28 protein-coding genes and 2 riboswitches are annotated in these 25,301 nt (G+C 67.3%); of the genes, 16 read left to right on the plus strand and 12 right to left on the minus strand.

The window, feature by feature from the left end:
* Window positions 1–123 precede the first annotated feature (123 nt).
* Window positions 124–1,059: an alpha/beta hydrolase gene (locus ACP69V_RS03550; RefSeq protein ID WP_426022672.1), complete on the minus strand. Its 936-nt coding sequence runs from the start codon at window positions 1,057–1,059 to the stop codon at window positions 124–126.
* 167 nt (window positions 1,060–1,226) lie between these two features.
* Between ACP69V_RS03550 and ACP69V_RS03555 the strand changes: the two genes are divergently transcribed.
* The 3 genes from ACP69V_RS03555 to ACP69V_RS03565 are packed head-to-tail and all read left to right on the plus strand — an operon-like array spanning window position 1,227 to window position 4,671.
* Window positions 1,227–3,398, plus strand: coding sequence for a TonB-dependent receptor (locus tag ACP69V_RS03555; RefSeq protein WP_426022673.1), 2,172 nt, complete (start codon window positions 1,227–1,229; stop codon window positions 3,396–3,398).
* Between the two features lie 5 nt (window positions 3,399–3,403).
* Window positions 3,404–4,492, plus strand: a complete 1,089-nt coding sequence (locus ACP69V_RS03560) for a PepSY-associated TM helix domain-containing protein (RefSeq protein ID WP_426022674.1) — start codon at window positions 3,404–3,406, stop codon at window positions 4,490–4,492.
* Window positions 4,489–4,671 carry a hypothetical protein gene (locus ACP69V_RS03565; RefSeq protein ID WP_426022675.1) on the plus strand — a complete coding sequence of 61 codons (183 nt, stop codon included), beginning with the start codon at window positions 4,489–4,491 and terminating at the stop codon, window positions 4,669–4,671. The genes ACP69V_RS03560 and ACP69V_RS03565 overlap by 4 nt, the downstream gene beginning before the upstream one ends.
* Before the next feature lie 6 nt (window positions 4,672–4,677).
* Here ACP69V_RS03565 and erpA read toward each other — a convergent pair whose 3' ends face one another.
* Complete coding sequence (gene erpA / locus ACP69V_RS03570) at window positions 4,678–4,995, minus strand: iron-sulfur cluster insertion protein ErpA (protein ID WP_426024027.1); 318 nt, start codon at window positions 4,993–4,995, stop codon at window positions 4,678–4,680.
* Between the two features lie 130 nt (window positions 4,996–5,125).
* Here erpA and ACP69V_RS03575 point away from each other — a divergent pair, with 130 nt between their 5' ends.
* The 5 genes from ACP69V_RS03575 (at window position 5,126) to scpB (ending at window position 10,144) form a co-directional block, all read left to right on the plus strand.
* On the plus strand, window positions 5,126–6,316 hold the full coding sequence (locus ACP69V_RS03575) for a deoxyguanosinetriphosphate triphosphohydrolase (protein WP_426022676.1): 1,191 nt from the start codon (window positions 5,126–5,128) through the stop codon (window positions 6,314–6,316).
* 77 nt (window positions 6,317–6,393) lie between these two features.
* On the plus strand, window positions 6,394–7,161 hold the full coding sequence (locus ACP69V_RS03580; RefSeq protein WP_426022677.1) for an SPOR domain-containing protein: 768 nt from the start codon (window positions 6,394–6,396) through the stop codon (window positions 7,159–7,161).
* A gap of 160 nt (window positions 7,162–7,321) precedes the next feature.
* On the plus strand, window positions 7,322–8,371 hold the full coding sequence (nagZ, locus tag ACP69V_RS03585; protein WP_426022678.1) for a beta-N-acetylhexosaminidase: 1,050 nt from the start codon (window positions 7,322–7,324) through the stop codon (window positions 8,369–8,371).
* Window positions 8,372–8,455: 84 nt separating this feature from the next.
* Window positions 8,456–9,277 carry a segregation and condensation protein A gene (locus ACP69V_RS03590; RefSeq protein WP_426022679.1) on the plus strand — a complete coding sequence of 274 codons (822 nt, stop codon included), beginning with the start codon at window positions 8,456–8,458 and terminating at the stop codon, window positions 9,275–9,277.
* Between the two features lie 195 nt (window positions 9,278–9,472).
* Window positions 9,473–10,144, plus strand: a complete 672-nt coding sequence (gene scpB / locus ACP69V_RS03595) for an SMC-Scp complex subunit ScpB (RefSeq protein WP_426022680.1) — start codon at window positions 9,473–9,475, stop codon at window positions 10,142–10,144.
* A 14-nt stretch (window positions 10,145–10,158) separates the two neighbouring features.
* Here the strand turns inward: scpB and ispH are convergent, their stop codons facing one another.
* Window positions 10,159–11,130 (minus strand): 4-hydroxy-3-methylbut-2-enyl diphosphate reductase, encoded by a 972-nt coding sequence (gene ispH, locus ACP69V_RS03600; protein ID WP_426022681.1) that lies wholly within the window; start codon window positions 11,128–11,130, stop codon window positions 10,159–10,161.
* Window positions 11,131–11,380: 250 nt separating this feature from the next.
* Here ispH and ACP69V_RS03605 point away from each other — a divergent pair, with 250 nt between their 5' ends.
* The 5 genes from ACP69V_RS03605 (at window position 11,381) to ACP69V_RS03625 (ending at window position 13,971) form a co-directional block, all read left to right on the plus strand.
* On the plus strand, window positions 11,381–11,740 hold the full coding sequence (locus tag ACP69V_RS03605; RefSeq protein WP_135195075.1) for an AtpZ/AtpI family protein: 360 nt from the start codon (window positions 11,381–11,383) through the stop codon (window positions 11,738–11,740).
* Window positions 11,741–11,746: 6 nt separating this feature from the next.
* Window positions 11,747–12,532 (plus strand): F0F1 ATP synthase subunit A, encoded by a 786-nt coding sequence (locus ACP69V_RS03610; RefSeq protein ID WP_426019768.1) that lies wholly within the window; start codon window positions 11,747–11,749, stop codon window positions 12,530–12,532.
* A gap of 58 nt (window positions 12,533–12,590) precedes the next feature.
* Complete coding sequence (locus tag ACP69V_RS03615) at window positions 12,591–12,815, plus strand: F0F1 ATP synthase subunit C (RefSeq protein WP_008261286.1); 225 nt, start codon at window positions 12,591–12,593, stop codon at window positions 12,813–12,815.
* A gap of 68 nt (window positions 12,816–12,883) precedes the next feature.
* Window positions 12,884–13,456, plus strand: coding sequence for a hypothetical protein (locus tag ACP69V_RS03620; protein ID WP_135195077.1), 573 nt, complete (start codon window positions 12,884–12,886; stop codon window positions 13,454–13,456).
* Window positions 13,456–13,971 (plus strand): F0F1 ATP synthase subunit B, encoded by a 516-nt coding sequence (locus ACP69V_RS03625; RefSeq protein ID WP_426022682.1) that lies wholly within the window; start codon window positions 13,456–13,458, stop codon window positions 13,969–13,971. The genes ACP69V_RS03620 and ACP69V_RS03625 overlap by 1 nt, the downstream gene beginning before the upstream one ends.
* Before the next feature lie 76 nt (window positions 13,972–14,047).
* Here the strand turns inward: ACP69V_RS03625 and ACP69V_RS03630 are convergent, their stop codons facing one another.
* The 7 genes from ACP69V_RS03630 to gcvT all read right to left on the minus strand — a co-directional run bounded on the left by ACP69V_RS03630 (window position 14,048) and on the right by gcvT (window position 20,727).
* Window positions 14,048–14,518, minus strand: a complete 471-nt coding sequence (locus ACP69V_RS03630; RefSeq protein WP_426022683.1) for a DUF6789 family protein — start codon at window positions 14,516–14,518, stop codon at window positions 14,048–14,050.
* A 132-nt stretch (window positions 14,519–14,650) separates the two neighbouring features.
* On the minus strand, window positions 14,651–15,004 hold the full coding sequence (locus ACP69V_RS03635; RefSeq protein ID WP_426022684.1) for a hypothetical protein: 354 nt from the start codon (window positions 15,002–15,004) through the stop codon (window positions 14,651–14,653).
* A 254-nt stretch (window positions 15,005–15,258) separates the two neighbouring features.
* Window positions 15,259–16,176, minus strand: a complete 918-nt coding sequence (locus ACP69V_RS03640) for an SDR family oxidoreductase (RefSeq protein WP_426022685.1) — start codon at window positions 16,174–16,176, stop codon at window positions 15,259–15,261.
* A 66-nt stretch (window positions 16,177–16,242) separates the two neighbouring features.
* A complete protein-coding gene (gene gcvPB, locus ACP69V_RS03645) occupies window positions 16,243–17,811 on the minus strand; it encodes an aminomethyl-transferring glycine dehydrogenase subunit GcvPB (protein WP_426022686.1) in 1,569 nt (522 codons plus the stop codon).
* 12 nt (window positions 17,812–17,823) lie between these two features.
* Window positions 17,824–19,170: an aminomethyl-transferring glycine dehydrogenase subunit GcvPA gene (gcvPA, locus tag ACP69V_RS03650; RefSeq protein ID WP_426022687.1), complete on the minus strand. Its 1,347-nt coding sequence runs from the start codon at window positions 19,168–19,170 to the stop codon at window positions 17,824–17,826.
* Between the two features lie 65 nt (window positions 19,171–19,235).
* Complete coding sequence (gene gcvH / locus ACP69V_RS03655; RefSeq protein WP_426022688.1) at window positions 19,236–19,601, minus strand: glycine cleavage system protein GcvH; 366 nt, start codon at window positions 19,599–19,601, stop codon at window positions 19,236–19,238.
* A gap of 10 nt (window positions 19,602–19,611) precedes the next feature.
* Window positions 19,612–20,727, minus strand: a complete 1,116-nt coding sequence (gene gcvT, locus ACP69V_RS03660; RefSeq protein ID WP_426022689.1) for a glycine cleavage system aminomethyltransferase GcvT — start codon at window positions 20,725–20,727, stop codon at window positions 19,612–19,614.
* Between the two features lie 55 nt (window positions 20,728–20,782).
* Window positions 20,783–20,868: riboswitch (glycine riboswitch) on the minus strand.
* 4 nt (window positions 20,869–20,872) lie between these two features.
* Window positions 20,873–20,970, minus strand: a riboswitch (glycine riboswitch).
* Between the two features lie 105 nt (window positions 20,971–21,075).
* Here gcvT and ACP69V_RS03665 point away from each other — a divergent pair.
* From ACP69V_RS03665 to pncA, 3 genes are all read left to right on the plus strand, one after another.
* Window positions 21,076–22,116, plus strand: coding sequence for an alpha/beta hydrolase (locus ACP69V_RS03665; RefSeq protein ID WP_426022690.1), 1,041 nt, complete (start codon window positions 21,076–21,078; stop codon window positions 22,114–22,116).
* Between the two features lie 209 nt (window positions 22,117–22,325).
* Window positions 22,326–23,291, plus strand: a complete 966-nt coding sequence (locus tag ACP69V_RS03670) for a class 1 fructose-bisphosphatase (RefSeq protein ID WP_426022691.1) — start codon at window positions 22,326–22,328, stop codon at window positions 23,289–23,291.
* Window positions 23,291–23,923, plus strand: a complete 633-nt coding sequence (gene pncA / locus ACP69V_RS03675) for a bifunctional nicotinamidase/pyrazinamidase (protein WP_426022692.1) — start codon at window positions 23,291–23,293, stop codon at window positions 23,921–23,923. The genes ACP69V_RS03670 and pncA overlap by 1 nt, the downstream gene beginning before the upstream one ends.
* Here the strand turns inward: pncA and ACP69V_RS03680 are convergent.
* Together ACP69V_RS03680 and ACP69V_RS03685 are read right to left on the minus strand one after the other, a co-directional pair.
* Complete coding sequence (locus tag ACP69V_RS03680; protein ID WP_426022693.1) at window positions 23,918–24,253, minus strand: hypothetical protein; 336 nt, start codon at window positions 24,251–24,253, stop codon at window positions 23,918–23,920. The two genes, pncA and ACP69V_RS03680, sit on opposite strands and share 6 nt — an antisense overlap.
* Window positions 24,254–24,256: 3 nt before the next feature.
* Entirely contained in the window at window positions 24,257–25,288 is a 1,032-nt protein-coding gene (locus tag ACP69V_RS03685; protein WP_426022694.1) for an adenosine deaminase, read from the minus strand.
* Between the last annotated feature and the right edge of the window lie 13 nt (window positions 25,289–25,301).

A 25,301-nucleotide genomic window follows, 5' to 3' on the forward strand; every position in this document is an offset into this window, starting at 1 on the left:
TTTTACAACTGCAAGTTTGGTCTTTGCCTCGCGATCAGGGCGCGCGGGGACGGGTAGGACGCCGGAGGCAAAATGCCCGATGCATCCATTCACTACACTGCGAAGGCCCGCCCGAAGGCAAACTTATCGCTTCCCGTTCGCACGAATGAACGCCCCCACATCCTCCGCCACCCCCGGCGCGAGCGGCAACGTCGGATCGGCATAGGTCGCCATATTGGCGGCGCGGTCGGCGGGGGCGGTCTTGAGGAGATGGTTGACGCCGTCCCAGAGTTTTAGCGTGGCCTTGGGGTCGGCGGCGGCCAGGGCCTGGGCGTCCACGACGCCGATCTGGAGGTCGGTGGTCCCCTGGCCGATGAAGACCGGGCCGTCGTAGGCGGCGAGCAGGGCGGCGGGGTCCAGCGGCAGCCACGAGATCAGATAGGGTTGGACCGAGGGACGGAACAGGGCCGCCAGCGCGGGCGGCGTATCGGCGACGGTGCGGCCGGCCTCAAGCTCGGTCAGGGCGGCGAAGGCCTGGGTCTTCATCGGCTCGGGCAGAGTGGCCAGCTGTTCGCGGATCACAACGCCCGCCGGGCGGCCGGCGCCGGACAGCAGGATCAGGCCGCAAATCTTGTCGTCGTTTTCGGCTGCCTTCAGGGCGACCAGGGCGCCCTCGCTGTGGCCGATCAGCCAGGCGCAGGGACGGCCCGCGTGCGCGGCGGCCTCAGCCGCCCAGGCGCGGGCGTCGGCGGCATAGGCGTCGAAGCGCAGATCGGCCTCGGCCGGACCCGCCGCCGCGCTGGCGGCGATGCCGCGCTTGTCGATGCGGACGGTGGCGATCCCCTGTTCCGCCAGACCCTCGGCCAGCAGCCGATAGGTCGAGGCCGAGACGCCCAGCGGGCTGTTCCCATCCCGATCCGTCGGGCCGGAGCCGGGCAGGATGACGGCGACGGCGCTCGGGCTGTCCGGCGTCAGCAAGGTTCCGTGAAGCGGCGCGGGCTGTGATGGCAGGGTGATCTCGGTCGAGACCGGGCCGGCGAGCAGGCTGGCGGCGAGAAGGGCGGGGGTCAGCATCAGCATGGCGGTCTCCGCAGAAGCGATCGGCGTCATGAGGCCGTCGGGCGGGGGCGAAAAGCAAGGTCGTCCGACCGCAAAATGTCGCAACCTTGGCCTTCGCCATTGCAAGCCAGTCGCAACAGGGCGTAAGGAGCGCCCTTCTTCCCCTCGTTGAGAATGCGTTGCAATCCATGATCCGTCCGTCCCGTCTCGCCTGCGCCGTCAGTGTTCTGGCCCTGGCCGCCGCCACGCCCGCCCTGGCGCAGCAGGGTCAGTCGGGCGTGGCGGAACTGGGCGAGATCGTCGTCACCGGCGGGTCGCAGGTTGGTTTGCCCAGCGCCTATGCCGGCGGTCAGGTGGCGAAGGGCGGTCGCGTCGGCCTGTTCGGCGCGCTGGATACGATGGACACGCCGTTCAACGTCACCAGCTATACCGAGACCTTGATCCGCGACCAGCAGGCGCGCAGCGTCGGCGACGTGTTGCAGAACGACCCGGCCGTGCGGGTGACCAAGGGGTTCGGCAATTTCCAGGAAGTCTATCTGATCCGAGGCTTCCCGGTTTACTCGGACGACATGACCTACAACGGCCTGTACGGCGTGCTGCCGCGCCAATATGTGGCGCCGGAACTGCTTGAGCGGGTCGAGGTCTTCCACGGCGCCACGGCCTTCCTGAACGGCGCGGCGCCGGGCGGCAGCGGCGTGGGCGGCGCCTTCAACCTGGTGCCCAAGCGCGCGACCGGCGCGGACCTGAACCGCCTGACGGCGGGATGGGAAGGGGGCGACGAGATCTACGCCGCCGCCGATCTGGCGCGGCGTTTCGGCGCCGACGACGCCTGGGGCGCGCGCCTGAATCTGGTCAGCCGTGCGGGCGAGGGCGCGGTCGAGGATCAGCACAGCGAACTGCGCGTGCTGGGTCTGGGCGTTGATCGTCGCGGCGAACGCGCCCGCTTCTCGGCCGACCTGGGCTGGCAGGATCACCGCATCGACGCGCCGCGTCCGCAGGTGACGCCGAACGGCGCGGTTCCCGAGGCGCCCTCGGCCGACGCCAACTTCGCCCAGCCCTGGACCTATACCGACGACGAACAGCTGTTCGGCGCCGCGCGTGGCGAGTTCGACCTGACCGACCGCGTCACCGCCTGGGCGGCCGTGGGCGGGCGTCGGGGCGAGGAGGACAACGTCCTGGCCAATCCGAACGCCGCGGCCGATGGAACGCTGAGCGCCTATCGCTTCGACAATGTGCGCGAAGACACGGTGTGGGCGGGCGACGTCGGCCTGCGCGCCGACGTGACGACCGGACCGGTCGGCCACCGGCTGGTCGCATCGGCGTCGCAGGTGCGGTCCAAGTCGAAGAACGCCTACGCCTTTTCGGACTTCGCCGGTTTCGCCAGCGATCTGTACGATCCGATCGACGTGACGGCGCCGACGCCCGACTTCTTCGTCGGCGGCGACCTGTCCGACCCGCTGGTGACCGAGCGGGTGAACAACCGTTCGATCGCCTTTGCGGACATGATGTCCTTGCTGGACGGTCGCCTGCTGGCCACCGTGGGCGTGCGCTATCAGGAGATCGAGACGCGGTCGTTCGACTATAACACCGGCGCGGAAATCTCGGCCTATGACGGCGACGCCTGGACGCCGGCCTTTGCGGTCGTGTTCAAGCCCAGCGAACGCCTCTCGCTTTACGCCAACTACGCCGAGGCGCTGCAGCCGGGCGCGACGGCGCCCGCCCAGGTCGGCGGCGCGCCGGTCGGCAACGTCGGCGAAGTGCTGGCCCCGTTCCAGTCCGAGCAATACGAGGTCGGCGTCAAATACGATGCCGGGGCGTTCGGCGGCACGCTGAGCGTCTTCCAGGCGAACCGCCCGCAGGCCTATTTCGACGGCCAGAACTACACCGCCGACGGCGAGCAGCAGAACACCGGCGTCGAACTGGGCGTCTATGGCGAACCGGTCGCGGGCGTGCGCCTGATCGGCGGCGCGACCTGGCTGGACGCGGAAGTCACCCGTTCGCTGGACGCCACGCTGGTCGGAAAACGCCCCACCGGCTCGCCTGAGTTCCAAGCCAATCTGAATGCGGAGTGGGACGTACCGATGGTCGCAGGCCTGACGCTGGAGGGTCGGGTCGTCTATACGGGCGAACAGCCGGTCAGCACCGACAATACGGTCGAGCTGGACGCCTGGACCCGGTTCGATGCAGGCGTGCGCTACGCTTTCGAGGCCGGCGGCAAGCCGCTGACGGTTCGCGCGCGGGTCGAGAACCTCGCCGACGAGGATCAGTGGGTGGCCGTGGGCGGTTACGCCCCGACGTCCGGCTATCTGACGCTGGGCGCGCCCCGCACGTTCCGCCTGTCGGTCTCGGCCGAGTTCTGAGCCGGATGAAGACGCGGACCATCCGCGCCTGGACCTGGGTGCACAAGTGGTCGAGCCTGGTCTCGACCCTGTTCCTGCTGATGCTGTGCGTGACCGGCCTGCCGCTGGTGTTCACGCACGAGATCGAGGAGGTGCTGCTGCCGCAGGCCTGGGCCCCGGCGAACCCGAAGGCGCCACCGCTGAGCCTGGACCAGGTGCTGGCGGCGGGTCTGGCGCTGCATCCGGGCGAGGTTCCGGCCTTCATGAGCTTCGACGAGGACCGGCCGGTGGTGAATGTCACCAGCGTCGATCCGAACGGGCCGGCGGGAAAATACAGTTTCGAGCCCATCGACCGCACCAGCGGCGAGGTGGCGCCGCCGGTCGCCGGCCATCCGGTGATGGAGTTCCTGCTTCAGCTCCACACCGACATGTTCCTGGGTCTGCCGGGCATGCTGTTCCTGGGCCTGATGGGCCTGATGCTGATCGCGGCGGTTGTGTCGGGTGTGGTGCTGTATGCGCCGTTCATGCGCCGGCTGCCGTTCGGCACGGTGCGGGCTAACAAGGCCGCGCGGACCCGCTGGCTCGACTATCACAATTTGCTGGGCGTGGTGACGGCCGGCTGGGTGCTGGTGGTCGGGGCGACGGGGGTGGTCAACACCCTGGCCACGCCGATCCTGGCCTATTGGAAGAACACGGCGCTGAAGGACCTGACCGTCGCCTATGACGCCCCGGCGCCTGCGGGCGAGCGGGCCTCGCTGGATGCCGCGGTGGAGCGGGCGAAACAGGCCCTGCCGGGCATGAAGTTGCAGTTCGTGGCGTTCCCGGGGACCGACTATTCGACCGACCACCACTATGCCGTCTTCTTCCACGGCGACACGCCGCTGACGACCCATCTGACCACCCCGGCCCTGATCGATGCGCGGACCGGGGAGCTGGCGGCGGTGGCGCCGACGCCCTGGTATGTGAAGGCGCTGTCGCTGTCGCAGCCGTTGCACTTCGGCGACTATGGCGGGCTGGCGCTGAAGATCCTGTGGGCGCTGCTGGACATCGCCACCATCATTATCCTGATCTCGGGCCTCTATCTCTGGCTGGCCAAGGGCAGGCGAAAGTCGTGAGCCGCAAGGACCTCAGCCTGTGGGCCATCTTCGGGGCGCCGATTCTGGTGTTCGCGCTCAGCCTGGCGGGCCTGATCGGCGCGCTGCTGGAAGAGGGGATGTGGGACGGGGTGTTCTCGGCCCTGCTGGCCTCGACCGTGGTCGTGACCGTTTGGGCCTTGATCCGGCGCCGACGCTGATCGGCGTCAGATCGAGAAGCTGACGCCGCAGCCGCAGCTGGAGGCGGCGTTGGGGTTGCGGACCACGAACTGGGCGCCGGCCAGTTCATCGACGTAGGCGATCTCGGAATTCTTCAGGAACGGGACCGAGACGGGGTCGATCACCGCCGCCTGGCCGTCGGCCTGGACGCGCAGGTCGTCGTCCTGGGCCGTCTCGACCAGTTCGAACCGGTACTGGAAGCCCGAACAGCCGCCGCCGTCGACTGCCACGCGCAGCATCAAGGTCTTGCCCTCGGCCGCGCCCAGCTTGGCCAGGCGTTTGGCGGCGCTGACGGCCAGGACGATGCCTTCTGGCGCGCGCGTGGCGACGCTGAAGGCGGGTGTGGACGGTTCTGTGGATTGGACGGTGCTCACGGCTGTCTATATGAGGCGCGCAAGGGCGTTCGCAAAGGCCCCCCGCATCAAAGTTGATCACTTGAGCCAGACCGAACTCGCCACCTACGCCGAACGCGCCGACCTGACCCTGGGGCGCCGCGTTCCCGAGCCTCCCAGTCGCACACGGACGGCCTTTGCGCGCGATCGCGACAGGATCATCCATGCGACGGCGTTTCGACGGCTGAAGGAGAAGACCCAGGTCTTCGTGGCGCACGAGGGCGATCATTATCGCACTCGCCTGACCCATTCGCTGGAGGTGGCGCAGATCGCGCGGTCGCTGGCCCATGCGCTGAGGCTGGACGATGATTTGGCCGAGACCATCGCCCTGGCGCACGACCTGGGCCATCCGCCCTTCGCTCACGCCGGCGAGGACGAGCTGGTGGTGCAGATGGCCGGGCACGGCGGGTTCGACCACAACGTCCAGAGCTTCCGTGTCGTGACCGAGCTGGAGAATCGCTATCCGCAGTTCGACGGGCTGAACCTGAGCTGGGAGACGGTCGAGGGGGTCATCAAGCACAATGGCCCGGTGGCGCATCGGCTGGACGAACCGGCCTGGTCGGTGGTGCGGCCGTACCGGACGGGCGGGGAGGCGGGCTGGGACCTGCGGCTGGGGACGTTCGCGTCGCTGGAGGCCCAGTGCGCCGCCGTCGCCGATGACATCGCCTATAACAATCACGACGTGGACGACGGGGTGCAGGCGGGGCTGATCACCTTGCAGGACCTGGATCAGGTGCCGCTGATCGGGCCGATGCTGGCGCAGGTGCGGGCCAACTATCCGGGCATCGACGACCGGATGCTGCGGATCGAGGCCGTGCGGCGGATGATTGGCGTCATGGTCGAGGACGTGCTGGCCGAGACGGCGCGGCGGCTGGAAGACGACCGGATCGTCACGACCGAGGACGTGCGTCTGGCCAGGCGGACGATGGTCGATTTTTCCTCAGAGATGCACGCCGACCTAGCGATCCTGAGGAAGTTCCTGTTCGAGCGGATGTATCGCCACTACCGCGTCAACCGCACGCGCAGCCAGGCGCGTCGGGTGCTGTCGCAACTGTTCGAGCTGTTCATGGCCGAGCCGGAGGTGATGCCGCCGGAATGGAGCACGCCCGCCCTGACCAGCGACCGGACGCAGCGGGCGCGGGCCGTCTGCGACTATATCGCCGGCATGACCGACCGCTACGCCATAGAAGTGCACCAGAAACTGTTCAGCCTCGACCTCGCCCTCGATCTGTGATTCGAAAGATGCACGCGGGGGCGTAGAGTGATCGTTCGGCGCGCCGATTCGCGCCTGACAGACGGCGGAGCGCGACCATGTCCTTTGATGACGACAACAAGCCGGGCCGGGGCGCCTATACGCCCCCGACCGATGACGACCTGCCGTTCCGTCGCAACAGCTATGACCCGCGCAGCGGCCGCAATGTCGGGTCGGGCGGGGGCAAGGCGCCGCCGGTCACCCTCATCATCAGTGCGGTGGTTCTGCTGCTGCTGATCGTAGCCGTGATCTTCTTCTATCGCTCGGGGATGCGCGCTTCGACCGACGCGCCGCCCGCCGTGGGCCAGCCCGTCGGCGAGATGAAGACGGCGCCGCCCGTCGACGCCCAGCCGATCGATCCGGCCGAGGGGGTGCGCGTCTATCGCGACGAGACCGAGACCACCGACGCCCCCGTGACCTTCACCCCGCCGCCGGAAGCGCCCCAGCCGCGCCCCGCCGCGCCGCCGACCGCCGCCCCGACCGGCCAAGGCCTGCCGCCCGCCGCCACGAGACCAGCAGCCCCCGCGCCGCGTCCGGCGACGCCTGCTCCGGCCGCGCCGGCGCCGACGGCCCCGGCTGCTGCGACGGGCTCGGCTGCGGTTCAGATCGGCGCCTTCTCCTCGACCGAGATCGCGGATCGCGAATACGCCGCCGTCGCCGGCCGCTTCGGTCAATATGCGTCGGGCGCCCAGAAGCGGGTGACCGAAGTGACCTCGTCCAGCGGTTCGACCCTGTACCGCACCACCTTCTCGGGCCTGTCGCGCGAGCGGGCGGTCGCCTTCTGCAACGCGCTGAAGGCTGCCGGGCGGGACTGCATCGTTCGGTGATGCGGTTTTACCTTCCGTCACCCTCGGGCTTGTCCCGAGGGCCCACCCGTCCGCATCGCGGTCGAAGGGGCGAGGGGAAGGGATGTGCGTCCCGTTCATGCATTCCGGGCGCTGAACCGTGGGCCCTCGGGACAAGCCCGAGGGTGACGGTGAGGGGGATATGACCTCCGCCGCCATCTACGGCTGTTCGGGCCATCGGCTGACGGAGGACGAGCAGGCCTTCTTCGCCGATGCGCGTCCGTGGGGCTTCATCCTGTTCCGGCGCAACATCGACACGCCGGATCAGGTGCGGGCGCTGACCGACGAGTTGCGGGCGTCGATAGGAGATGCCGACGCGCCGATCCTGATCGATCAAGAGGGCGGCCGGGTCCAGCGGATGGGGCCGCCGCACTGGCCCAAATATCCGCCCGGGAACGCCTATGTGACGGCGTCGAACGATCCGATGGGCGCGCGTGAACGGGTGCGTTTGGGCGCGCGGCTGATGGCGCACGATTTGCGCGAGGTCGGGATCAACGTCGATCTGGCGCCGGTGCTGGACGTGCCGGTGCCGGGCGCCCACGACATCGTCGGCGACCGCGCCTATGGCCAGGATCCGGATACGGTCGCCCTGCTGGGTCGGGCGGCGGCGGAAGGCTTGCTGGCGGGCGGGGTGCTGCCTTGCATCAAACATATGCCGGGGCATGGCCGGGCCTTCGCCGACAGCCACAAGGACCTGCCGACGGTCCATGCCGATTTCGACACTCTGGATGGGTGGGATTTCGCCCCGTTCAAGGCGCTGTCGGACATGCCGCTGGCCATGACGGCGCACATCGTCTTCACCGCCGTGGACAAGAAGCGCCCGGCGACCCAGTCCAAGAAGGCCGTGAAGATGATGCGCGAGCATCTGGGCTTCTCCGGCCTGATCATGACCGACGACCTGTCGATGCAGGCGCTGAGCGGATCGCTGGGCGAGCGGGCGCATCGGTCGCTGAAGGCCGGGTGCGACGTGGTTCTGCATTGCAACGGCGACATGGCCGAGATGCAGGCGGTGGCCGAGGCGACTGGCAAGCTGAAGGGCAAGGCCAAGGCGCGGGCCGAGGCGGCGATGGCGCGGATCGTGCGCACGCCTGAACCGCTTGATCCAGTGGCGGGGCACGAACGCTTCTTCCAGGCGATGGGCGGTCGGCTGGACGTCGCCAAGGGGCCAGACGTGGGGGAGGCGCAGGGGTGATCGGCGCGGCGGCCTCAAGCAGCGCGAAGCGCGATAGGCCCAGAGGGCGGCCTCAAGTAGCGCAAAGCGCGATAGGCGCAGGAAATGTCTGAGGCGTTTCAGCCCAATCTGGACTTCACCGCCGTCGCCGAGGTCGAGGATCGCGAGGCGTTTGTCGTCGATCTGGACGGGTATGAGGGGCCGCTGCACGTCCTGCTGGCCCTGGCGCGGAACCAGAAGGTCGATCTGCTGAAGCTGTCGATCACCCAGTTGGCGGAACAGTATCTGGCCTTCGTGCACGAGGCGCGGCGGCGCAACTTCGCCCTGGCGGCGGACTACCTCGTGATGGCGTCGTGGCTGGCCTATCTGAAGTCGCGGCTGCTGCTGCCGCGCACCGAGAAAGACAAGGGCGAGGAGCCGCCGGCCGAGCAGATGGCCGCCGCCCTGGCCTTTCGCCTGCAGAAGCTGGAGGCCATGCGGCGCTCGGTCGAACAGCTGATGGCGCGGCCCCAGCTGAAGCGCGATGTCTTCACGCGCGGCGACCCCGAGGCGACGGTGATCGTGCCGTCGGACAGGATCGACGCCAGCCTGTACGAACTGATGAGCGCCTATGTGACCCAGCGTCGGCGCGAGGGCGCGCGGCAGTATTCGCCCGGCCAGCGGGTCGAGGCCTTTCCGCTGGAGGCGGCGCGCGACTGGCTGCGCGAGATCATGCCGAAACTGGCCGACTGGACCCCGCTGGATCAGGTGGCGCCGCATCGTGACGGCGAGGAAGGCCCCAGCCAGGCCAGCTTTACGGCCTCGACCCTGTCGGCCAGTCTGGAACTGGTCAAGGAGGGGGCGATGGACATTCGACAGACGCAGGCGTTCGCCGAGCTGTTCCTCAAACGGCGCGGGCAGGGTCAGCCGCTAGAGCTGACGCCGTGATGGGCGCGCTTTTCCACCCCTTTCGATTCGTCATCCTAGGGCTTGTCCCTAGGATCCAGACTCCCGGTGTCAGGCGTGAGCGCTCCATCGGCAAAACCGGGAGTCTGGATCTTCGCCACAAGGGCGAGGATGACGGAGTGTGGGGCGAGGATGACGGTATGTTGGAAGAGGATGCAGGGGGGAGGGCCGTCGCCCATGTCTGACCTGTCCTTCCAACCCGATGAGGCCGAGATCGAGCGGCGGGTCGAGGCCCTGTTGTTCGCCGCCGCCGGGCCGCTGACCGCCGCCGAGATCGCCGCGCGGCTGCCCGAGAACTGCAATGTCGCGCGCGCCATCGCCGGCCTGCGCGCCCGCTATGAGGGGCGGGGGGTGGAGCTGGAGTGCGCCGCCGACCGCTGGCGGTTCCGCACCGCGCCGGACCTGGCCTTCATGATGACGCAGGAGCGCGAGGAGCCGCGCCGCCTGTCCAAGGCCGCGCTGGAGACCCTGGCCATCATCGCCTACCACCAGCCTGTCACCCGCGCCGAGATTGAAAGCGTGCGCGGCGTCAGCATCTCCAAGGGCACGCTGGACCTGCTGCTGGAGATGGGGTTCGTGCGGTTGCGGGGGCGAAGGCGCACACCCGGGCGGCCCGTGACCTATGCGACGACGGATCGGTTCCTGGAGCATTTCGGCCTGGCGACCCTGTACGACCTGCCGGGCGTTCAGGAAATGAAGGCGGCGGGCCTGCTGGACCTGTCGCTGCCGGTCGGGTTCGAGGTGCCGGACCCCAGCCGCGCCTCGGAGGCCGACGACGAGGACGGCAGCCTGCCTCTCGATGACGACGCGCCCGAGTTCGCCCAGGACTTCGTCGGCGAGGAACGCTGACGCAGGGTGGTGGCCTAGGCCGTCAGCAGACGCGGCAGTTTGAAGGTCACGGTCTCGCGCGCGCCGCCGTCCTCGGTCACCGTGGCGTCGAACCGGGCGCGGATGGCGTCCACCAGGCCTTCGATCAGCGGCTCGGGCGCAGAGGCCCCGGCGGTGACGCCGACGGTCTGGACCCCGTCGAACCAGGTCCAGTCCACCTGGGACGCATCGTCCACCAGATAGGCGGCTCCGGCGCCGGCGCGCATCGCCACCTCGACCAGCCGCACCGAGTTGGACGAGTTCTTGGACCCCACCACCAGCACCAGCTCGCAGCCCTCGCCCAGCGCCTTGACCGCGTCCTGGCGGTTGGTGGTGGCGTAGCAGATGTCTTCCTTGTGCGGGTCGGGCAGTTCGGGGAAGCGGCGCTTCAGCACCTTCAGGATGCCCGCCGTGTCGTCGACCGACAGGGTGGTCTGGGTCGCATAGGCCAGGGGGGCGTCGCCGGGGCGTTCGAACGATTCGGCGTCGGCCTCGGTCTCGACCAGGCTGATGGCACCCTGCGGCAGCTGGCCCAGGGTGCCGACGACTTCGGGATGGCCGGCGTGGCCGATCAGGATGATGTGCTTGCCGGCGGCGTGGTGGCGCTCGGCCTCGACATGGACCTTGGACACCAGGGGGCAGGTGGCGTCCAGGAACACCAGCTCGCGCGCCCGGGCGGTGGCGGGCACCGACTTGGGCACCCCGTGGGCCGAGAAGACGACCGGCCGGTCGTCGGGGCATTCGTCCAGTTCCTTGACGAAGACCGCGCCCATGGCCTTCAGCCGCTCGACGACGTGGCGGTTGTGAACGATCTCGTGGCGCACATAGACGGGGGCGCCGAACTTCTCGATGGCGCGTTCGACGATCTGGATCGCCCGGTCCACCCCGGCGCAGAAGCCGCGCGGCGTCGCCAACCTCACCGAAATCGGGCGAAGCGGAGCGGCGGGGGGAGGAACATGCGCATTCATGGCCGTGAACCTAGTCGTTTGCGGCGCTGATCGCCATTGGACCCGTGTCGCGACGGGCGGGATTCTGTCGCCTTGAACAGCGGCGCATCGTCACGGCTTGTCCACAGGCGGCGAAAGTCGAAATTCTACAACGGTTTAGAGCGTGATCACGACGCCTTGACCTATGGGCCGCTCACGATTAGTTTCCGCGCCGAATTCAGACCCGTTCGGACGCACTGTCCGGACGCTGAGCGCACAGGTCCTATCCCCCATGCCGGAATCGCGCGAAGAGGCGATCAAACGCCTCCAAGACAGCGCATCCGCATTGGAGGCGCGGACGACGGCGGAGAAATCCGCCGAGCTGACCGGCCATCAGGTGTCGGGTCAGGCCTACAAGATCATCGCCGAGCTTCTCGGCGGCGTCCTGGTGGGTCTGGCGTTCGGGGCGATCGCGGATTGGGTCCTTGGGATCCGTCCGTGGGGTTTGATCGGCGGGGTCCTTCTGGGCTTCGCCTTGTCGATTTACATGGCGCGTCGCACAGCCAACCGGCTGATGGCGCAGGCAAAGGCGTTGGGAACGTCGGCTCCGGCCGAACCCTACGTCGAGGCCGACGAAGACGGGGAACGATAGGGCTTCATGGCCGATCCGATTCATCAGTTTCAGATTCAGAAGGTCATCGACCTTCCTGACGTGACCCTGCCTGTTCTGGGCGTGGTCGATCTGGCGATCACCAATTCGCACATCGCCATGACGGCCGCCTTTGTGGTGATCGTCGGCTTCCTGGCGGCCGTGACGTCGAACGCCAAGATCGTGCCGGGCCGCCTGCAGTCGGCGGGCGAGGGCATGTTCGGCCTGATCGACAACCTGGCCGATTCCATCATCGGTCACGAAGGCCGCAAATATTTCCCGTTCGTCTTCACCCTGTTCACGCTGATCCTGGGCATGAACATCCTGGGTCTGTTCCTGACCTTCACGGCGACCTCGCAACTGGCCATCACGATCACCTTCGCCCTGATCACCTTCGGTCTGGTGCTGGTGGTCGGCTTCGCCAAGAACGGCCTGGGCTTCTTCAAGCTGTTCTGGCCCATGGGCGCGCCGCTGGCGCTGCGCCCCGTCGTCGGCCTGATCGAGTTCGTCTCTTTCCTGCTGCGTCCGGTCACCCTGGCGCTTCGTCTGTTCGGCAACATGCTGGGCGGTCACGTGGCGCTGAAGATCTTCGCCGGCTTCGTCGTGTCGCTGGGCATGCTGGGCCTGAGCGGCGGCATCGGTCTGCTGGCCTTCCCGGTCGCGGCCCTGTCGCTGGGCATGGTCGTCGCCCTGACCGCGCTGGAGTTCCTCGTGGCCTTCCTCCAAGCCTTCGTCTTCGCCGTTCTGGCCTGCATCTATCTGAATGATGTGGTCAACCTGGACCACGCCCACTAAAGGGCCGGACCAGTCTCTTCACCCCAACCACCAACGACTTTAATCTAGGAATACAATCATGGACGCTGAAGCCGCCAAGTACATCGGTGCCGGTCTCGCAACCCTGGGCATGATCGGTTCGGCCCTGGGCGTGGGCAACATCTTCGGTCAGTTCCTGGCCGGCGCCCTGCGCAACCCGTCGGCCGCCGCCGGCCAAGTCGGCAACCTGTTCGTGGGCGCCGCCCTTGCCGAAGCCCTGGGCATCCTGGCCTTCGTGCTCGGCATCCTGATGATCTTCGGCTGATATCAGCCGATTACGGCGCGCGGGGTTCGCCCGCGCGCCGCTTCATCTGATCCTGCAGTAGACGGTTCATGGCCAGCACCCAATCTAACCATGCAGTCCCGGCTTCGGTCGAAGCGGACCTGCACGCCGAGACGGCGACCGCCGCCGAGCACGGCTCGGGCGGCCTGCCGCAATTCCAGTTCGAGCACTGGGCGGGCCAGATCGGCTATCTGCTGATCCTGTTCGTCGTCCTGTATCTGCTGGTCTCCAAGGTCTTCGCCCCGCGCCTTCGCAAGGTGATGGACGAACGGGCCGACACCATTTCCACCGCCGTCGCCACCGCGCGTCAGGTCCAGGCCGAGGCCGCCGAACAGGCCGCTCTCGCTCAGGCCGAAGTCGCCAAGGCCCGCGCCGACGCCCGTTCGATGGCCGCCGCCGCCAAGGCGCGCGTAACCGAGGACGCCAACGCCCGGCAGGCTGCGGAAGAAGCGATCGTCAACGCGCGCATCGCCGAGGCCGAGGCCTCCATCGGCAAGACGCGCGACGCCGCCATGGCCAATGTCTCCACCATCGCCTCCGACACGACCGCCGCCATGGTCGAGCGTCTGACCGGCAAGGCCGCGACCGCAGCCGAGCTGGCCGCCGTCAAGGGAGCCGCCTGATGAACCTGATCTTCGAACACGGCATCTGGAGCTTCGCCAATGCGGAGATCTGGGTCGGCATCGGCCTGATCCTGTTCTTCGGCATCCTGGTCGCCGCCGGCGTGCCCAAGATCGCCGCCAAGGCCCTGGACGCCAAGGCCGCCAAGATCCAGACCGACTTGGACGAGGCCACCCGCCTGCGCGCCGAGGCCGAGGCCCTGCTGGTCCAGATCCGCAAGGAAAAGGCCGAGGCCGAGGCCCAGGCCGCCGAGATGATGGCCCAGGCGGAAGCCGACGCCCGTCGTCTGGAAGTCGAGACCAAGGCCAAGCTGGAAGAGACCCTGGCCCGTCGCCAGAAGATGGCCGAGACCCGTATCGCCCAGGCCGAGGCCCAGGCCTCCGCCGAGGTCAAGGCGGCCGCCGCCGACTTGGCCGCCAAGACCGCCGAACAGATCCTGACCGCTCGCATCGCCAGCGGCGCCAAGGATCCGCTGCTGGACAGCGCCATCGCCCAGATCGGCGATCGCCTGAACTGATCCGCACTCACGCTGAATGAAACAAGGCCCCCGACGTCGCCGTCGGGGGCCTTTTTCTTGGGCGGTCAAGCCGTGATCAGTGGGCGTGTGCGCCGCCGATGATCGTGGCGCCCATACGCCTGTCGCGCGCCACCAGCCGGGCATAGACATTGCCCAGCACGATGCCGAACACGGCGTGGGTGATCAGCAGCCAGGCGAAGGTGCCGAAGCCGGCGCCGGCCGTGAAGGTCCGGTAGTTTCCGAACATGACGATCACCGCCATCATCAGCACCCAGGCGCCGACGGCGAAGACGATGCCCTTGGTCTCGGGCGTATCGGTCGGTAGTCGGGGACACAGGATGGCGAACAGCGGCCCCAGGATGAGCACGCCGCTGATGACGTGGACCAACCACCCGACGGCGAGGTTTCCCGGCATGCCCAACATACTGGCGATGACCCCCTGGAAGGGATCGAACCAGTTGAGGAACAGATTGGGTATTTCGAGCAAGGATACGGCCATGGTCGCCGCAAACCCAGCGATCAGACCCTTTTGTACGCGTGACATCATGACCTTAGCGCCTCCCAACGCATGAGTGGTTCTCTGATAACGCGCAGACAGGATACGCCTGACTGGGGAGGACTGCGTTCACGTTGCCGTGGTTAGCGGTTGCAGCAACGCAACCGCAATAATATCGGCTAACTAGCGGAACAGCTTGCGGAAATAGCGCCGCACTTGTTTGCGGCCGCGCGACAGGCGACGACCGGACCGCTTGGTCACGACCTTTTCGGCGCGCAGGGCCTGTTGCCAGAACACCGGCGCGAACTCCGGCTTCTTCCGCATCAGGCGGCGGAAGGGATAGACCCATTTCGGGCGGGCGTACTGGGCGCGAATGAACTGACGCTTGGCCCAGAACGAGCTCTTCAGGATCAGCATCAGGCCCACGGCGATGACCGGAATCCCACCGGGACCCGGCAGGGGCGCGATCAGAATTCCCAGCAGCACCACGAACACGCCGCCGATCATCAGCGCCCAGCGTTTCACCAGACGCAGCATGCGGCTGCGCGGTTTCGAAGGCTGAGCGAGGAGAACGGAGAGGGAGGTCACGGATACGCCAGATGGGGAGGGGAGGTCGTTATGACAACGGTCGCCACGGCCGCGCGATCCCTCGTCGGGAAAGGAAAAGACGACCGTGACGACCTTGCCACAAACCTCTTAAGGGCCTGCGTCGATGGCGGATCGGTGTCCGGCGAATGACGCTTTGGTCATGAACCGCAGTCGTTCGCCGGCTGTTGCCGACGCGACACGCCTCAGCCGTAGCGGACGCCGGTCAACTGCTCGGATTCCGCCCAGAGCCGGCGCGCGACCTCGGCGTCGCGGGCCTGGGGCTTGATGACCGCAACGCCCGGCGGGCCCTTCATTTCCTGAAACCCCGTGGGGCCGTAATAGCCGGCCGGGACCATGTTCGGCAGGGTCGCGGCCATGAGGATCGGCAGGGCGCCGTCAGCGGCGGAATGGCTGAGCACGCCCTCCAGCAGCCGCGCGCCGCGTGCGAACAGGCCGGGCTTTCCGGCATGACCGTTTGTGATCAGGTCGGTGCGAGCAAAACCGGGGTGGGCCGCGACGCTGGTCAGACCCCACCCTCGCGCGTCGCTGCGGCGCTGCAGTTCGATGGCGAACATCAGCATGGCCAGCTTTGACTGCTGATAGACGGGCCAGGGGCTGTAGCGGGTGGTGGAGTTCAGGTCGTCCAGTCGGATATGGCCGCGGCGGTGCGCGACGCTGGACAGTTGGATGACGCGTGCCTGGGCTTGGGTCAGCAGAGGCAGCAACCGGCCGGTCAGGGCGAAATGGGACAGGTAGTTGGTCCCGAACTGCATCTCGAAGCCATCGACGGTCGTCTGACGTGTCGGCAGGGCCATGATGCCGGCGTTGTTGATCAGGATGTCGATGGGCCGTCCGGCCGCCAGATGACGATCGGCGAAGGCGGCCACGGACGCCAGGTCGCCGAGGTCGAGCAGGTCGAATCGGACATTGGCGGCCGGATGACGCGCGCGGATCAATCGCTCGGCCTCGGCGCCCTTATCCGGATTGCGGGCCGCCAGCACCACCTCGGCGCCTTTTGAGGCCAGGACGAGAGCGGTTTCCAGTCCCAGACCGCCGGTCGCGCCGGTGACGATGGCCAGTTTACCGGAAAGGTCGGGGATGTCGTTGGTGGTCCAGGTCATGACCATGACCTAGTGCGGGATCGAGGCCACGTCAGCCCCTTCCCGAAGGAAGGGGCGACTTGCGGATTACGCCGCCTGGTTCGACCCTGCCGGGGCGGACCAGCGCAGGACCGGCGTGCGGGCGGCGCGGGTTTCGTCCAGGCGCTTCAGCGGCGCATGGAAGGGGGCGCCCTTGAAGCGATCCACGTCGCCGGCTTTCGCCGCTTCGGCCAGCAGACGCATGGCGTGGATGAAGCGGTCCAGTTCGGCCTTGGACTCCGTCTCCGTCGGCTCGATCAGCATGGCGCCGTGGACGACCAGGGGGAAATACATGGTCATCGGGTGGAAGCCCTCGTCGATCATCGCCTTGGCGAAGTCGAGCGTGGTGATGTCCGTGCCCTTCAGCCATTCGTCGTCGAACAGGGCCTCGTGCATGCACGGGCCGTCGGGGAAGGCGGCGCTCATCAGGTCTGACAGGCGGGCCTTGATGTAGTTGGCGTTCAGCACCGCATCCTCGGCCACCTGACGCAGGCCGTCGGCGCCGTGCGACATCATGTAGGACAGGGCGCGCACATACATGCCCATCTGGCCCTGGAAGGCGCACAGACGGCCGAAGGCCTGAACAGCCTCGTCTTCCTCGCGCTCGATCAGGCGATAGCCGTTGTCGTCATGGACCACCCACGGCGCCGGGGCGAAGGGCGCCAGGGCTTCGGACAGCACCACCGGACCCGCGCCGGGACCGCCGCCGCCGTGCGGCGTCGAGAAGGTCTTGTGGAGGTTGATGTGCATGGCGTCGACGCCGAGGTCGCCCGGACGAACCCGGCCGACGATGGCGTTGAAGTTGGCGCCGTCGCAGTAGAAGTAGGCGCCCGCTTCGTGGGTCAGGCGGCTGATTTCCAGGATGTCGCGCTCGAACAGGCCGCAGGTGTTGGGGTTGGTCACCATGATGGCGGCGACGTCGTCGCCCAGCTTGGCGGCCAGGTCGGCCACGTCCACGCGGCCGTCCTCGGTCTGGGCGACCTCGACGACCGTGTAGCCGACGAAGGCGGCCGTGGCCGGGTTGGTGCCGTGGGCGCTGGTGGGCACCAGCACCTTGCGGCGCTTCTCATGCTGGCCCGAGGCCTCGTGCGCGGCGCGGATAGCCATCAGGCCGCACAGTTCGCCGTGCGCGCCTGCCTTGGGCGACAGGGCGACGGCGGGCATGCCGGTCAGGGTCTTCAGCCAGTGGGCCAGCGTGTCCATCAGCTCCAGCGCGCCCTGGACCGTCGAGATCGGCTGCAGGGGGTGGATGTCCGAGAAGCCGGGCAGGCGCGCCATCTTCTCGTTCAGGCGCGGGTTGTGCTTCATCGTGCACGAGCCCAGCGGATAGATGGCCAGGTCGATGGCGTGGTTCTTCTGCGACAGGCGCACATAGTGGCGCATGGCCTCCGGCTCGGACAGGCCGGGCAGGCCGATCGGATCCTTACGGACCAGGTCGCCCAGGTCAGAGGCGTCCGTCCTGGGTTCCGGCAGATCGACGCCGGTCTTGCCCCAGCCTTCGCCCTCGAAGATCAGGGCTTCATTTTGCAGGAGACCGCGGCCGCCGGTCAGGGTGGCGGGCTTGGTTTGGACCTGGTTCGGGGCGGTCGGGCGGCCGACAGTGTTCATGGTGCTCATGGTCAGTATCCCTTAGGCGCCGAGGACTTGGGTAAGCGCTTTGGCCAGGATCCGGATGTCTGCATCCAGGGTGGTTTCGGTCGCGGCGACCAGCAGGACGTCATCCATGCCGGCGTCGGGGGCCAGGCGGCTGTAGGGTACGCCGGCCAGGATGTGGTGGCCGGCAAGGGCGTCCACGACCTCGGCCGCGTTCCTGGGCAGGCGCACCGCGAACTCGTTGAAGAAGCGCGAGGTCAGGATTTCGACGCCGGGGATGGCGGCCAGAGCGTCGCGCGTGGCGACGGCCTTCTCGTGGTTCAGCAGGGCCAGTTTGCGCAGGCCCGTCTCGCCCAGCAGGCTCATGTGGATGGTGAAGGCCAGGGTGCAGAGGCCCGAGTTGGTGCAGATGTTCGACGTCGCCTTGTCGCGGCGGATATGCTGCTCGCGGGTGGACAGGGTCAGGACGAAGCCACGCTCGCCGTCGGCGTCCACGGTTTCGCCGGTCAGGCGGCCGGGCATCTGGCGGATCAGCTTCTCGCGCGTGGCGAACAGGCCGACATAGGGACCGCCGAAGTTCAGGGCGTTGCCGATCGACTGGCCCTCTGCCGCGACGATGTCCGCGCCCATTTCGCCGGGCGATTTCAGCAGGCCCATGGACACGGCCTCGGTGACCACGACGATCAGCAGGGCGCCGGCGGCGTGGGCGGCCTCGGCGATCTTGGTCACGTCGGTGGCGGTGCCGAAGACGTTGGGGGTCTGCACGACGACGCAGGCCGTGTCGGGACCGATCTGGTCGATCACGGCGGCCTCGGCGTCCACGGCGGCCGGCAGGGCCAGGGTCTCGACGCCGACGGCGTGAACCACGGTCTCGGTCGCCTTGACGTAGTGGGGATGGACGCCGCCCGAGATCACCGCCTTGTTGCGACGGGTCACGCGGGTCGCCATCAACACGCCCTCAGCCATGGCGGTCGAACCGTCATACAGGCTGGCGTTAGCCACCGGCATGCCGGTCAGGTTCGCGACCTGGGTCTGGAACTCGTACAGGTACTGCAGGGTCCCTTGCGCGATTTCCGGCTGATAGGGGGTGTAGCTGGTCAGGAACTCGGAGCGCTGGATCACGTGATCCACCGTCGCCGGGACATGGTGCTTGTAGGCCCCTGCGCCGCAGAAGAAGGGCACGGCGCCGGCCGTGGCGTTCTTGGCCGCCATGGCGGACAGGGCGCGTTCGACCTCCATCTCGCCGGCCACGCGGGGCAGGTCCACCGGCCCGTCCAGCCGCGCCGCCTCGGGCACGTCCACGAACAGGTCGTCGATCGATTTCGCGCCGATGGCGGCGAGCATCGCCGTGCGGTCGTCGGGCGTCAGGGGGAGATAACGCATGGTCTTGTCCTGGGCCGTGAAAGGCCGAAGACCCTCTGACTTTTAATCAGAGGGTCCGATGGGTCTTAGAGGGTGGCGAGGAAGGCGTCGTAGGCGGCCTGGTCCATCAGGGCGTCCAGTTCGGCGGCGTCCGACACCTTGATCTTGGCGAACCAGCCGTCGGCCTGCGGGGCCGAGTTGACCGTTTCCGGCGCGGTCGACAGGGCGTCGTTGGCTTCGACCACTTCGCCCGATACGGGGGCGTAGACGTCGGAGGCGGCCTTGACGCTCTCGACCACGGCGAAGCTGGCGCCCTTGGTGACGGTCTTGCCGACCTCAGGCACTTCTACGAACACCACGTCGCCCAGGGCGTCGGCGGCGTGTTTGGAAATACCCACGGTGGCGATGTCGCCGTCCAGGCTGACCCACTCGTGATCCTTGGTGAACTTCATGATCTGATCCTCAGACGGTCTTCGGTTTGCGATAATAGCGTTGCGCCACGAAGGGCATGGCGACGACTTCGGCGGCGGCGGGCTTGCCACGCACGATCACCTTCAGGTCCGTGCCCAGCGCGGCATAGGCCGGCGGCACGAAGCCCATGGCGATGTTCTTGCCCAGGGTAGGGGACGGGCCGCCCGAGGTGACCTTGCCGATGACATTGCCCTCGGCGTCGGCGATCTCGGCGCCTTCGCGGGCCGGGGCGCCTTCCTTGACGATCAGGCCGATGCGGACGCGCGACGGACCTTCGGCCAGTTCCTTCAGGATGCGGTCGGCGCCGTTGAAATCTGCGCGCTCCTTGCGCGACTTGGACAGTGCAAACGTCAGCCCGCCTTCGACCGGGCTGGTCGTCGGGTCGATGTCGTGGCCGTGCAGAGGCAGGCTGGCTTCGAGCCGCAAGGAATCGCGGGCGCCCAGGCCGATCGGCTTGACGCGGGCGTCTTCCAGGATGGTGTTCCATATCCGCTCGGCCTGGTCCGCCGGCACTGAAATCTCATAGCCGTCCTCGCCGGTATAGCCGGAACGCGAGACATAGCAGTCGGCGTCGAACAGCATCAGCCGGGCGCATTCCATGAAGCCCATCTCGGCCAGGATCGGCTCGTGCGCGACCATGACCTCGGCGGCCTCCGGCCCCTGGATGGCGATCAGGGCGCGGTCCAGAACGATCAATTTGGCGTCGCCTTCCAGGTTCGCCTCCCAGAAAGCGAAGTCCTCGTCCTTGTTGCCGGCGTTGACGACGACGAACAGGCCGTCGTGGTCGGGACGGCCGGCCATCAGGTCGTCGATGATGCCGCCATCCTTGTTCAGCAGCAGCGAATACTTCTGCTTGCCGGCCTTCAGGATTTCGTAGTCGCCGGGCACGAACCGCTCGAACTGGGCGGTCGCGTCCGCGCCGGTGATCTTGCACTGACCCATGTGCGACACGTCGAACAGGCCGGCGTGTTCGCGGGTCCAGCGGTGCTCGGCCAGGACGCCTTCATACTGAACCGGCATGTCATAGCCGCCGAAGCCCACCATGCGGGCGCCCAGGGCGCGGTGCGCGGCGTTCAGAGGCGTGGTCTTCAGGGTCTGGTCGGTCATGGTTCAGGCTTTCACGGTCGCGTGTTGTGGCGGAGCTCCGCCGTCCTCGCGCCCCCGCTGTCCTGAAGCCTGAGAGATTCCGGCGACCAAATCATGTCGCCTTGCTCCGTCGGCGCGCCCATCGAGAGCGACTTTCCAGCGTCCGTATGCTGTCGCGGTCCGTTTGCCTGAGCGTTTCCGGGGCGGTTGCGCCTTCGGCGTCGAGCCTGATTCCTCAGTCTCGAACTCTCCCGCGAGAGCGCTCGACCTAAGGCATCGACTCCGGCCCCAAGTCAAGCGGGCGGGGAACAAGCCTGCGTGTCGTGGATTGTCGTGGGGAGCCCCCACTCGAAACCCAGGAAGACCAAAATGTCCATTATAGACAAGCTGTTCGGCGACGACGACAAGCAACGCACCAGCCCCGCCAAGCCCGATGGGCCTATGCAGAAGGTGCTGGACGAACTGGCGTCGCTAAACCCCGAGCCGATCGAGACCCTATCGCCGGCCGAGGCCCGCCAGCAGCCGACCCCGACCGACGCGGTCCACTCCCTGCTACGCAAAGCGGGCAAGGATCCGAAGGCCGACGACCTGGGCGTCAAGATCACCGACATCACCATCCCCGGCGCCGCCGGCCCGATCCAGGCCCGCATTTACAAACCGCATGACCATTCCGAGGACAAGCTGCATCCGGTCGTGGTTTATTTCCACGGCGGCGGCTTTGTGATCGCCGATCTGGACGTATATGACGGCGGCCCGCGCGGCGTGTCCAAGATGGCCGATGTCATCGTCGTCTCGGTCCATTATCGCCAGGCGCCGGAACATCACTTCCCGGCCGCCCACGACGACGCCCTGGCCGCCTATCGCTGGGTGCTGGACAACGCCCAGAGCTTCAATGGCGACCCGCAGAAGGTGGCGGTGATGGGCGAAAGCGCAGGCGGCAACCTAGCCATCGGCGTGTCCATGATGGCGCGCGACGCCGGCCTGCCGGCGCCGAAACATCAGGTGCTGGTCTATCCGGTCGCCGGGGTGGACATGGACAATGAGTCCTACGTCGAGAACGCCGACGCCAAGCCGCTGAACAAGCCGATGATGCAGTGGTTCGTGAAGCACATCTTCGCCAACGAGGCCGACGCCCAGGACCCGCGCATCAATATCGTCGAGAAGGCGAACCTGGCCGTCCTGCCATCCTCGACCGTCATCTGCGCCGAGATCGATCCCCTGCGCACCGAAGGCGAACTGCTGGCAGAGAAGCTGGAACAGGCCGGCGTGGACGTGCGTCACAAGACCTTCCACGGTTCGACGCACGAGTTCTTCGGCATGGCGACGGTCGTGCCGGACGCGGCTGCTGCCCAGACCTTCGCCGCGCATGAGCTAAAGCGGGCGTTTGGGACGGCGATCCTGCCGATCTGATTTCCGACCCACAATTCCGTCATCCTCGGCCTTGTGCCGAGGATCCATACTCCCGGTGCTCACCGGTGCGCCGCGTCTTCGAAGGAGCGTATGGATCCCAGGCACAAGGCCTGGGATGACGGCGGGAGGATGTGGAGAGGGTTTCTTGCTCTTGCCGTCGCGCGTCTCGCCCGCCAAGAACGGGCGACCCCCAGAACCGGATCGACCCCATGACCCGCACCCGCCTCGACGCCCATATCGCCGCCCTGGATGCGCCGGAGGGCCTGAAGACCGTTCTGACCGTCGTCGCCGCCACCTGCGCCCAGATCAGCGATGTGGTCGCGGGCGGCGCCCTGGCTGGCGCCCTGGGCGCATCGGGCCAGATCAATGTCCAGGACGAGGAGCAGAAGAAGCTCGACGTCATGACCAACGACATGCTGACCGACGCGCTTCTGGCCAGCCCCGCCGTCGCCGGCGTCGCATCCGAGGAAATGGACGAGGTCCAGCCGGCGTCCCATTCGACCGGCGAATATCTGGTCCTGTTCGATCCGCTGGACGGGTCGTCCAACATCGACATCAACGCCATGGTCGGCACCATCGTCTCGGTGCTGAAGTCCGCCACGCCTTCGCCGACCGAGGCCGACTTCATGCAGCCCGGCCGCAATCAGGTCGCGGCCCTCTATGCCCTGTACGGCCCCCAGACCATGCTGGTCCTGACGACCGGCTCAGGCGTGAAGGGTTTCACCCTGTCGAACGACGGCGATTGGCTGCTGACCCACGACGACATCGCCATCTCGCCGGACACCAAGGAGTTCGCCATCAACATGTCGAACCTGCGCCACTGGTCCGGGCCGGTGCAGACCTATGTGGGCGACCTGTTGAAGGGTGAGGAAGGCCCCCGCGGCAAGAACTTCAACATGCGCTGGGTCGCGGCCATGGTCGCCGACGTTCACCGCATCCTGATGCGCGGCGGCGTCTTCCTGTACCCGTGGGACAGCCGCGAGCCGACCAAGCCCGGCAAGCTGCGCCTGATGTATGAGGGCAACCCAATGGCCTTCCTGGTCGAACAGGCCGGGGGCAAGGCGACGACGGACGGCGTGCAGCCCATCCTGGACATCCAGCCCGAGCATCTGCACCAGCGCATCGCGGTCGCCCTGGGTTCGGCCAACGAGATCGACGTCTACGCGGGCGCGTGATGCAGATCGCCGCCACAGACGCCCTCCTGGTCATCGACCCGCAGAACGACTTCTGCGAGGACGGTTCTTTGGCGGTCGCCGGCGGGGCGGGGATCATGCCGCTGATCAACCGGCTGGCGGAGCGGTTCGACCGCGTGATCCTGACCCAGGACTGGCACACGCCGGATCAGATCAGCTTCGCCTCCAACCACCCCGGCGCAGCCCCCTTCACCGAGGTCGAGGTCGCTTACGGCCGCCAGATGCTGTGGCCGGACCACTGTCTGCAGGGCTCGCCGGGCGCCGACTTCCACCCCGACGTCGCGCCGACTGTGCAAAAGGCCCTGGCCGTGATCCGCAAGGGCTACAATCCGGCGGTGGATTCCTATTCCGGCTTCTTCGAGAACGACCATCGCACCTTGACGGGCCTGGCCGGTCTGCTGCGCGACTTGGGCGTGACGCGGGTCTTTCTGGCCGGTCTGGCCTTCGACTACTGCGTCCGCTTCACCGCCGAGGATGCGGTGCGGCAAGGGTTCGAGGCCGTGGTGATCGCCGACGCCAGCCGCGCGATCGCGCACCAGACCGAGGCGGCGGCGCGGGATAGTTTCCGGGCGCTGGGGGTGGCGGAGATTTCCGCCAACACTCTGTCTTTATAAGCCCAGAGCGAGCGCGCCGACTGTCGCCGCCATGGCGAAAGCGGCGATCGGCAGGCTCACCCTGCCGACTTTCACGCCGATGCTGACGAGACGGCTGCCGTAGGCCTTGTGCCGCTCCGAATAGAGATCGTCCCGAAGCCGCGACCAAACTTTGGGATACTCTGTAGAAAAGGACGCCAGAAGCCGGTCAACCGGTGGCTTATCGGGCGCGATCCTACCGGTCAGATGAAGCCAGTCGGCCCGATGCTTCGCCAGCGCCAGTGCGCCGACTGTGATGACCATCGACGGCGCCAGAAAGATCCAGAAGAAGAAGGCGGCAATGGGTGACATGAATTAGGCCAACCTGGCGTAAGCTTCCACCTCCGCAATCCGCGCCGCCTTCTCCGCCTCGTCCAGGAACGACCCCTCGAAACTGTTCCGCGCCAGCAGCGTCACCTGATCCTTCGTCAGCCCCACCGCCGCCGCCAACCGGCTATAGTTGTCGTTCACATACCCCCCGAAATAGGACGGATCGTCCGAGTTCAGGGTGACGTGCAGGCCCCGGCGCAGCATCTCGGGCACGGGGTGATCTTTCAGGTCGTCGACCACGCACAGTTTCAGATTCGACAGGGGGCAGACGGTCAGGGTCATCTGTTCCTTCGCCAGCCGCTCGACCAGGGCCTCGTCCTCCATGGAACGATTGCCGTGGTCCATCCGGTCGATATGGAGCAGGTCCAGCGCCTCGTGCACATAGGCGGGCGGGCCTTCCTCTCCGGCGTGGGCGCACAGTTTGAGGCCCAGGTCGCGGGCGGCGGCGAAGACGCGCTGGAACTTGGACGGCGGATGGCCGACCTCCGACGAATCCAGCCCCACGCCGATGAAATGATGCAGATAGGGTTTGGCCGCCTCCAGGGTCGCGAACGCCTCTTCCTCGGTCAGGTGACGCAGGAAGCTGAGGATCAGGCCCGAACTGACGCCCATCTCCGCCTTGGCCCGGTCCATCCCCGCGATCAGCCCCTCGACCACCACGCCGAAGGGGACGCCCCGGTCGGTATGGGTCTGGGGATCGAAGAAGATCTCGGCGTGGCGCACGTTGTCGGCGGCCGCCCGCTGGAAATAGGCGAAGGCCAGATCCTCGAAATCCTTGCGGGTCAGCAGGACGGCGGCCCCGGCGTAGTAGATGTCCAGGAAGTCCTGAAGGTTCGAGAAATCATAGGCCGCCCGCACCGCCTCGACGCTGTCGTAGGGGATGGACACCCCGTTGCGCTGCGCCAGCTCGAACATCATTTCTGGCTCAAGGCTGCCTTCGATGTGGAGGTGCAGTTCGGCCTTGGGCAGGCCGGCGATATAGGTGTCGAGCGACATGGGCGATCTCCGGGAGGACATCGCCCAGTCTAAC

The organism is Brevundimonas sp. PWP3-1b1 (assembly GCF_049896065.1).
Taxonomy (GTDB): domain Bacteria; phylum Pseudomonadota; class Alphaproteobacteria; order Caulobacterales; family Caulobacteraceae; genus Brevundimonas; species Brevundimonas intermedia_B.

Excerpts from the sequence above, each read along its gene's own strand:
- ACP69V_RS03550 (WP_426022672.1), bottom strand. The coding sequence starts at position 1,059 with ATGCTGATGCTGACCCCCGCCCTTCTCGCCGCCAGCCTGCTCGCCGGC.
- ACP69V_RS03555 (WP_426022673.1), top strand. The coding sequence starts at position 1,227 with ATGATCCGTCCGTCCCGTCTCGCCTGCGCCGTCAGTGTTCTGGCCCTG.
- ACP69V_RS03560 (WP_426022674.1), top strand. The coding sequence starts at position 3,404 with ATGAAGACGCGGACCATCCGCGCCTGGACCTGGGTGCACAAGTGGTCG.
- ACP69V_RS03580 (WP_426022677.1), top strand. The coding sequence starts at position 6,394 with ATGTCCTTTGATGACGACAACAAGCCGGGCCGGGGCGCCTATACGCCC.
- nagZ (WP_426022678.1), top strand. The coding sequence starts at position 7,322 with ATGACCTCCGCCGCCATCTACGGCTGTTCGGGCCATCGGCTGACGGAG.
- ACP69V_RS03590 (WP_426022679.1), top strand. The coding sequence starts at position 8,456 with ATGTCTGAGGCGTTTCAGCCCAATCTGGACTTCACCGCCGTCGCCGAG.
- scpB (WP_426022680.1), top strand. The coding sequence starts at position 9,473 with ATGTCTGACCTGTCCTTCCAACCCGATGAGGCCGAGATCGAGCGGCGG.
- ispH (WP_426022681.1), bottom strand. The coding sequence starts at position 11,130 with ATGAATGCGCATGTTCCTCCCCCCGCCGCTCCGCTTCGCCCGATTTCG.
- ACP69V_RS03605 (WP_135195075.1), top strand. The coding sequence starts at position 11,381 with ATGCCGGAATCGCGCGAAGAGGCGATCAAACGCCTCCAAGACAGCGCA.
- ACP69V_RS03610 (WP_426019768.1), top strand. The coding sequence starts at position 11,747 with ATGGCCGATCCGATTCATCAGTTTCAGATTCAGAAGGTCATCGACCTT.
- ACP69V_RS03615 (WP_008261286.1), top strand. The coding sequence starts at position 12,591 with ATGGACGCTGAAGCCGCCAAGTACATCGGTGCCGGTCTCGCAACCCTG.
- ACP69V_RS03620 (WP_135195077.1), top strand. The coding sequence starts at position 12,884 with ATGGCCAGCACCCAATCTAACCATGCAGTCCCGGCTTCGGTCGAAGCG.
- ACP69V_RS03625 (WP_426022682.1), top strand. The coding sequence starts at position 13,456 with ATGAACCTGATCTTCGAACACGGCATCTGGAGCTTCGCCAATGCGGAG.
- ACP69V_RS03630 (WP_426022683.1), bottom strand. The coding sequence starts at position 14,518 with ATGATGTCACGCGTACAAAAGGGTCTGATCGCTGGGTTTGCGGCGACC.
- ACP69V_RS03635 (WP_426022684.1), bottom strand. The coding sequence starts at position 15,004 with ATGCTGCGTCTGGTGAAACGCTGGGCGCTGATGATCGGCGGCGTGTTC.
- ACP69V_RS03640 (WP_426022685.1), bottom strand. The coding sequence starts at position 16,176 with ATGACCTGGACCACCAACGACATCCCCGACCTTTCCGGTAAACTGGCC.
- gcvPB (WP_426022686.1), bottom strand. The coding sequence starts at position 17,811 with ATGAGCACCATGAACACTGTCGGCCGCCCGACCGCCCCGAACCAGGTC.
- gcvPA (WP_426022687.1), bottom strand. The coding sequence starts at position 19,170 with ATGCGTTATCTCCCCCTGACGCCCGACGACCGCACGGCGATGCTCGCC.
- gcvH (WP_426022688.1), bottom strand. The coding sequence starts at position 19,601 with ATGAAGTTCACCAAGGATCACGAGTGGGTCAGCCTGGACGGCGACATC.
- gcvT (WP_426022689.1), bottom strand. The coding sequence starts at position 20,727 with ATGACCGACCAGACCCTGAAGACCACGCCTCTGAACGCCGCGCACCGC.
- ACP69V_RS03665 (WP_426022690.1), top strand. The coding sequence starts at position 21,076 with ATGTCCATTATAGACAAGCTGTTCGGCGACGACGACAAGCAACGCACC.
- ACP69V_RS03670 (WP_426022691.1), top strand. The coding sequence starts at position 22,326 with ATGACCCGCACCCGCCTCGACGCCCATATCGCCGCCCTGGATGCGCCG.
- pncA (WP_426022692.1), top strand. The coding sequence starts at position 23,291 with ATGCAGATCGCCGCCACAGACGCCCTCCTGGTCATCGACCCGCAGAAC.
- ACP69V_RS03680 (WP_426022693.1), bottom strand. The coding sequence starts at position 24,253 with ATGTCACCCATTGCCGCCTTCTTCTTCTGGATCTTTCTGGCGCCGTCG.
- ACP69V_RS03685 (WP_426022694.1), bottom strand. The coding sequence starts at position 25,288 with ATGTCCTCCCGGAGATCGCCCATGTCGCTCGACACCTATATCGCCGGC.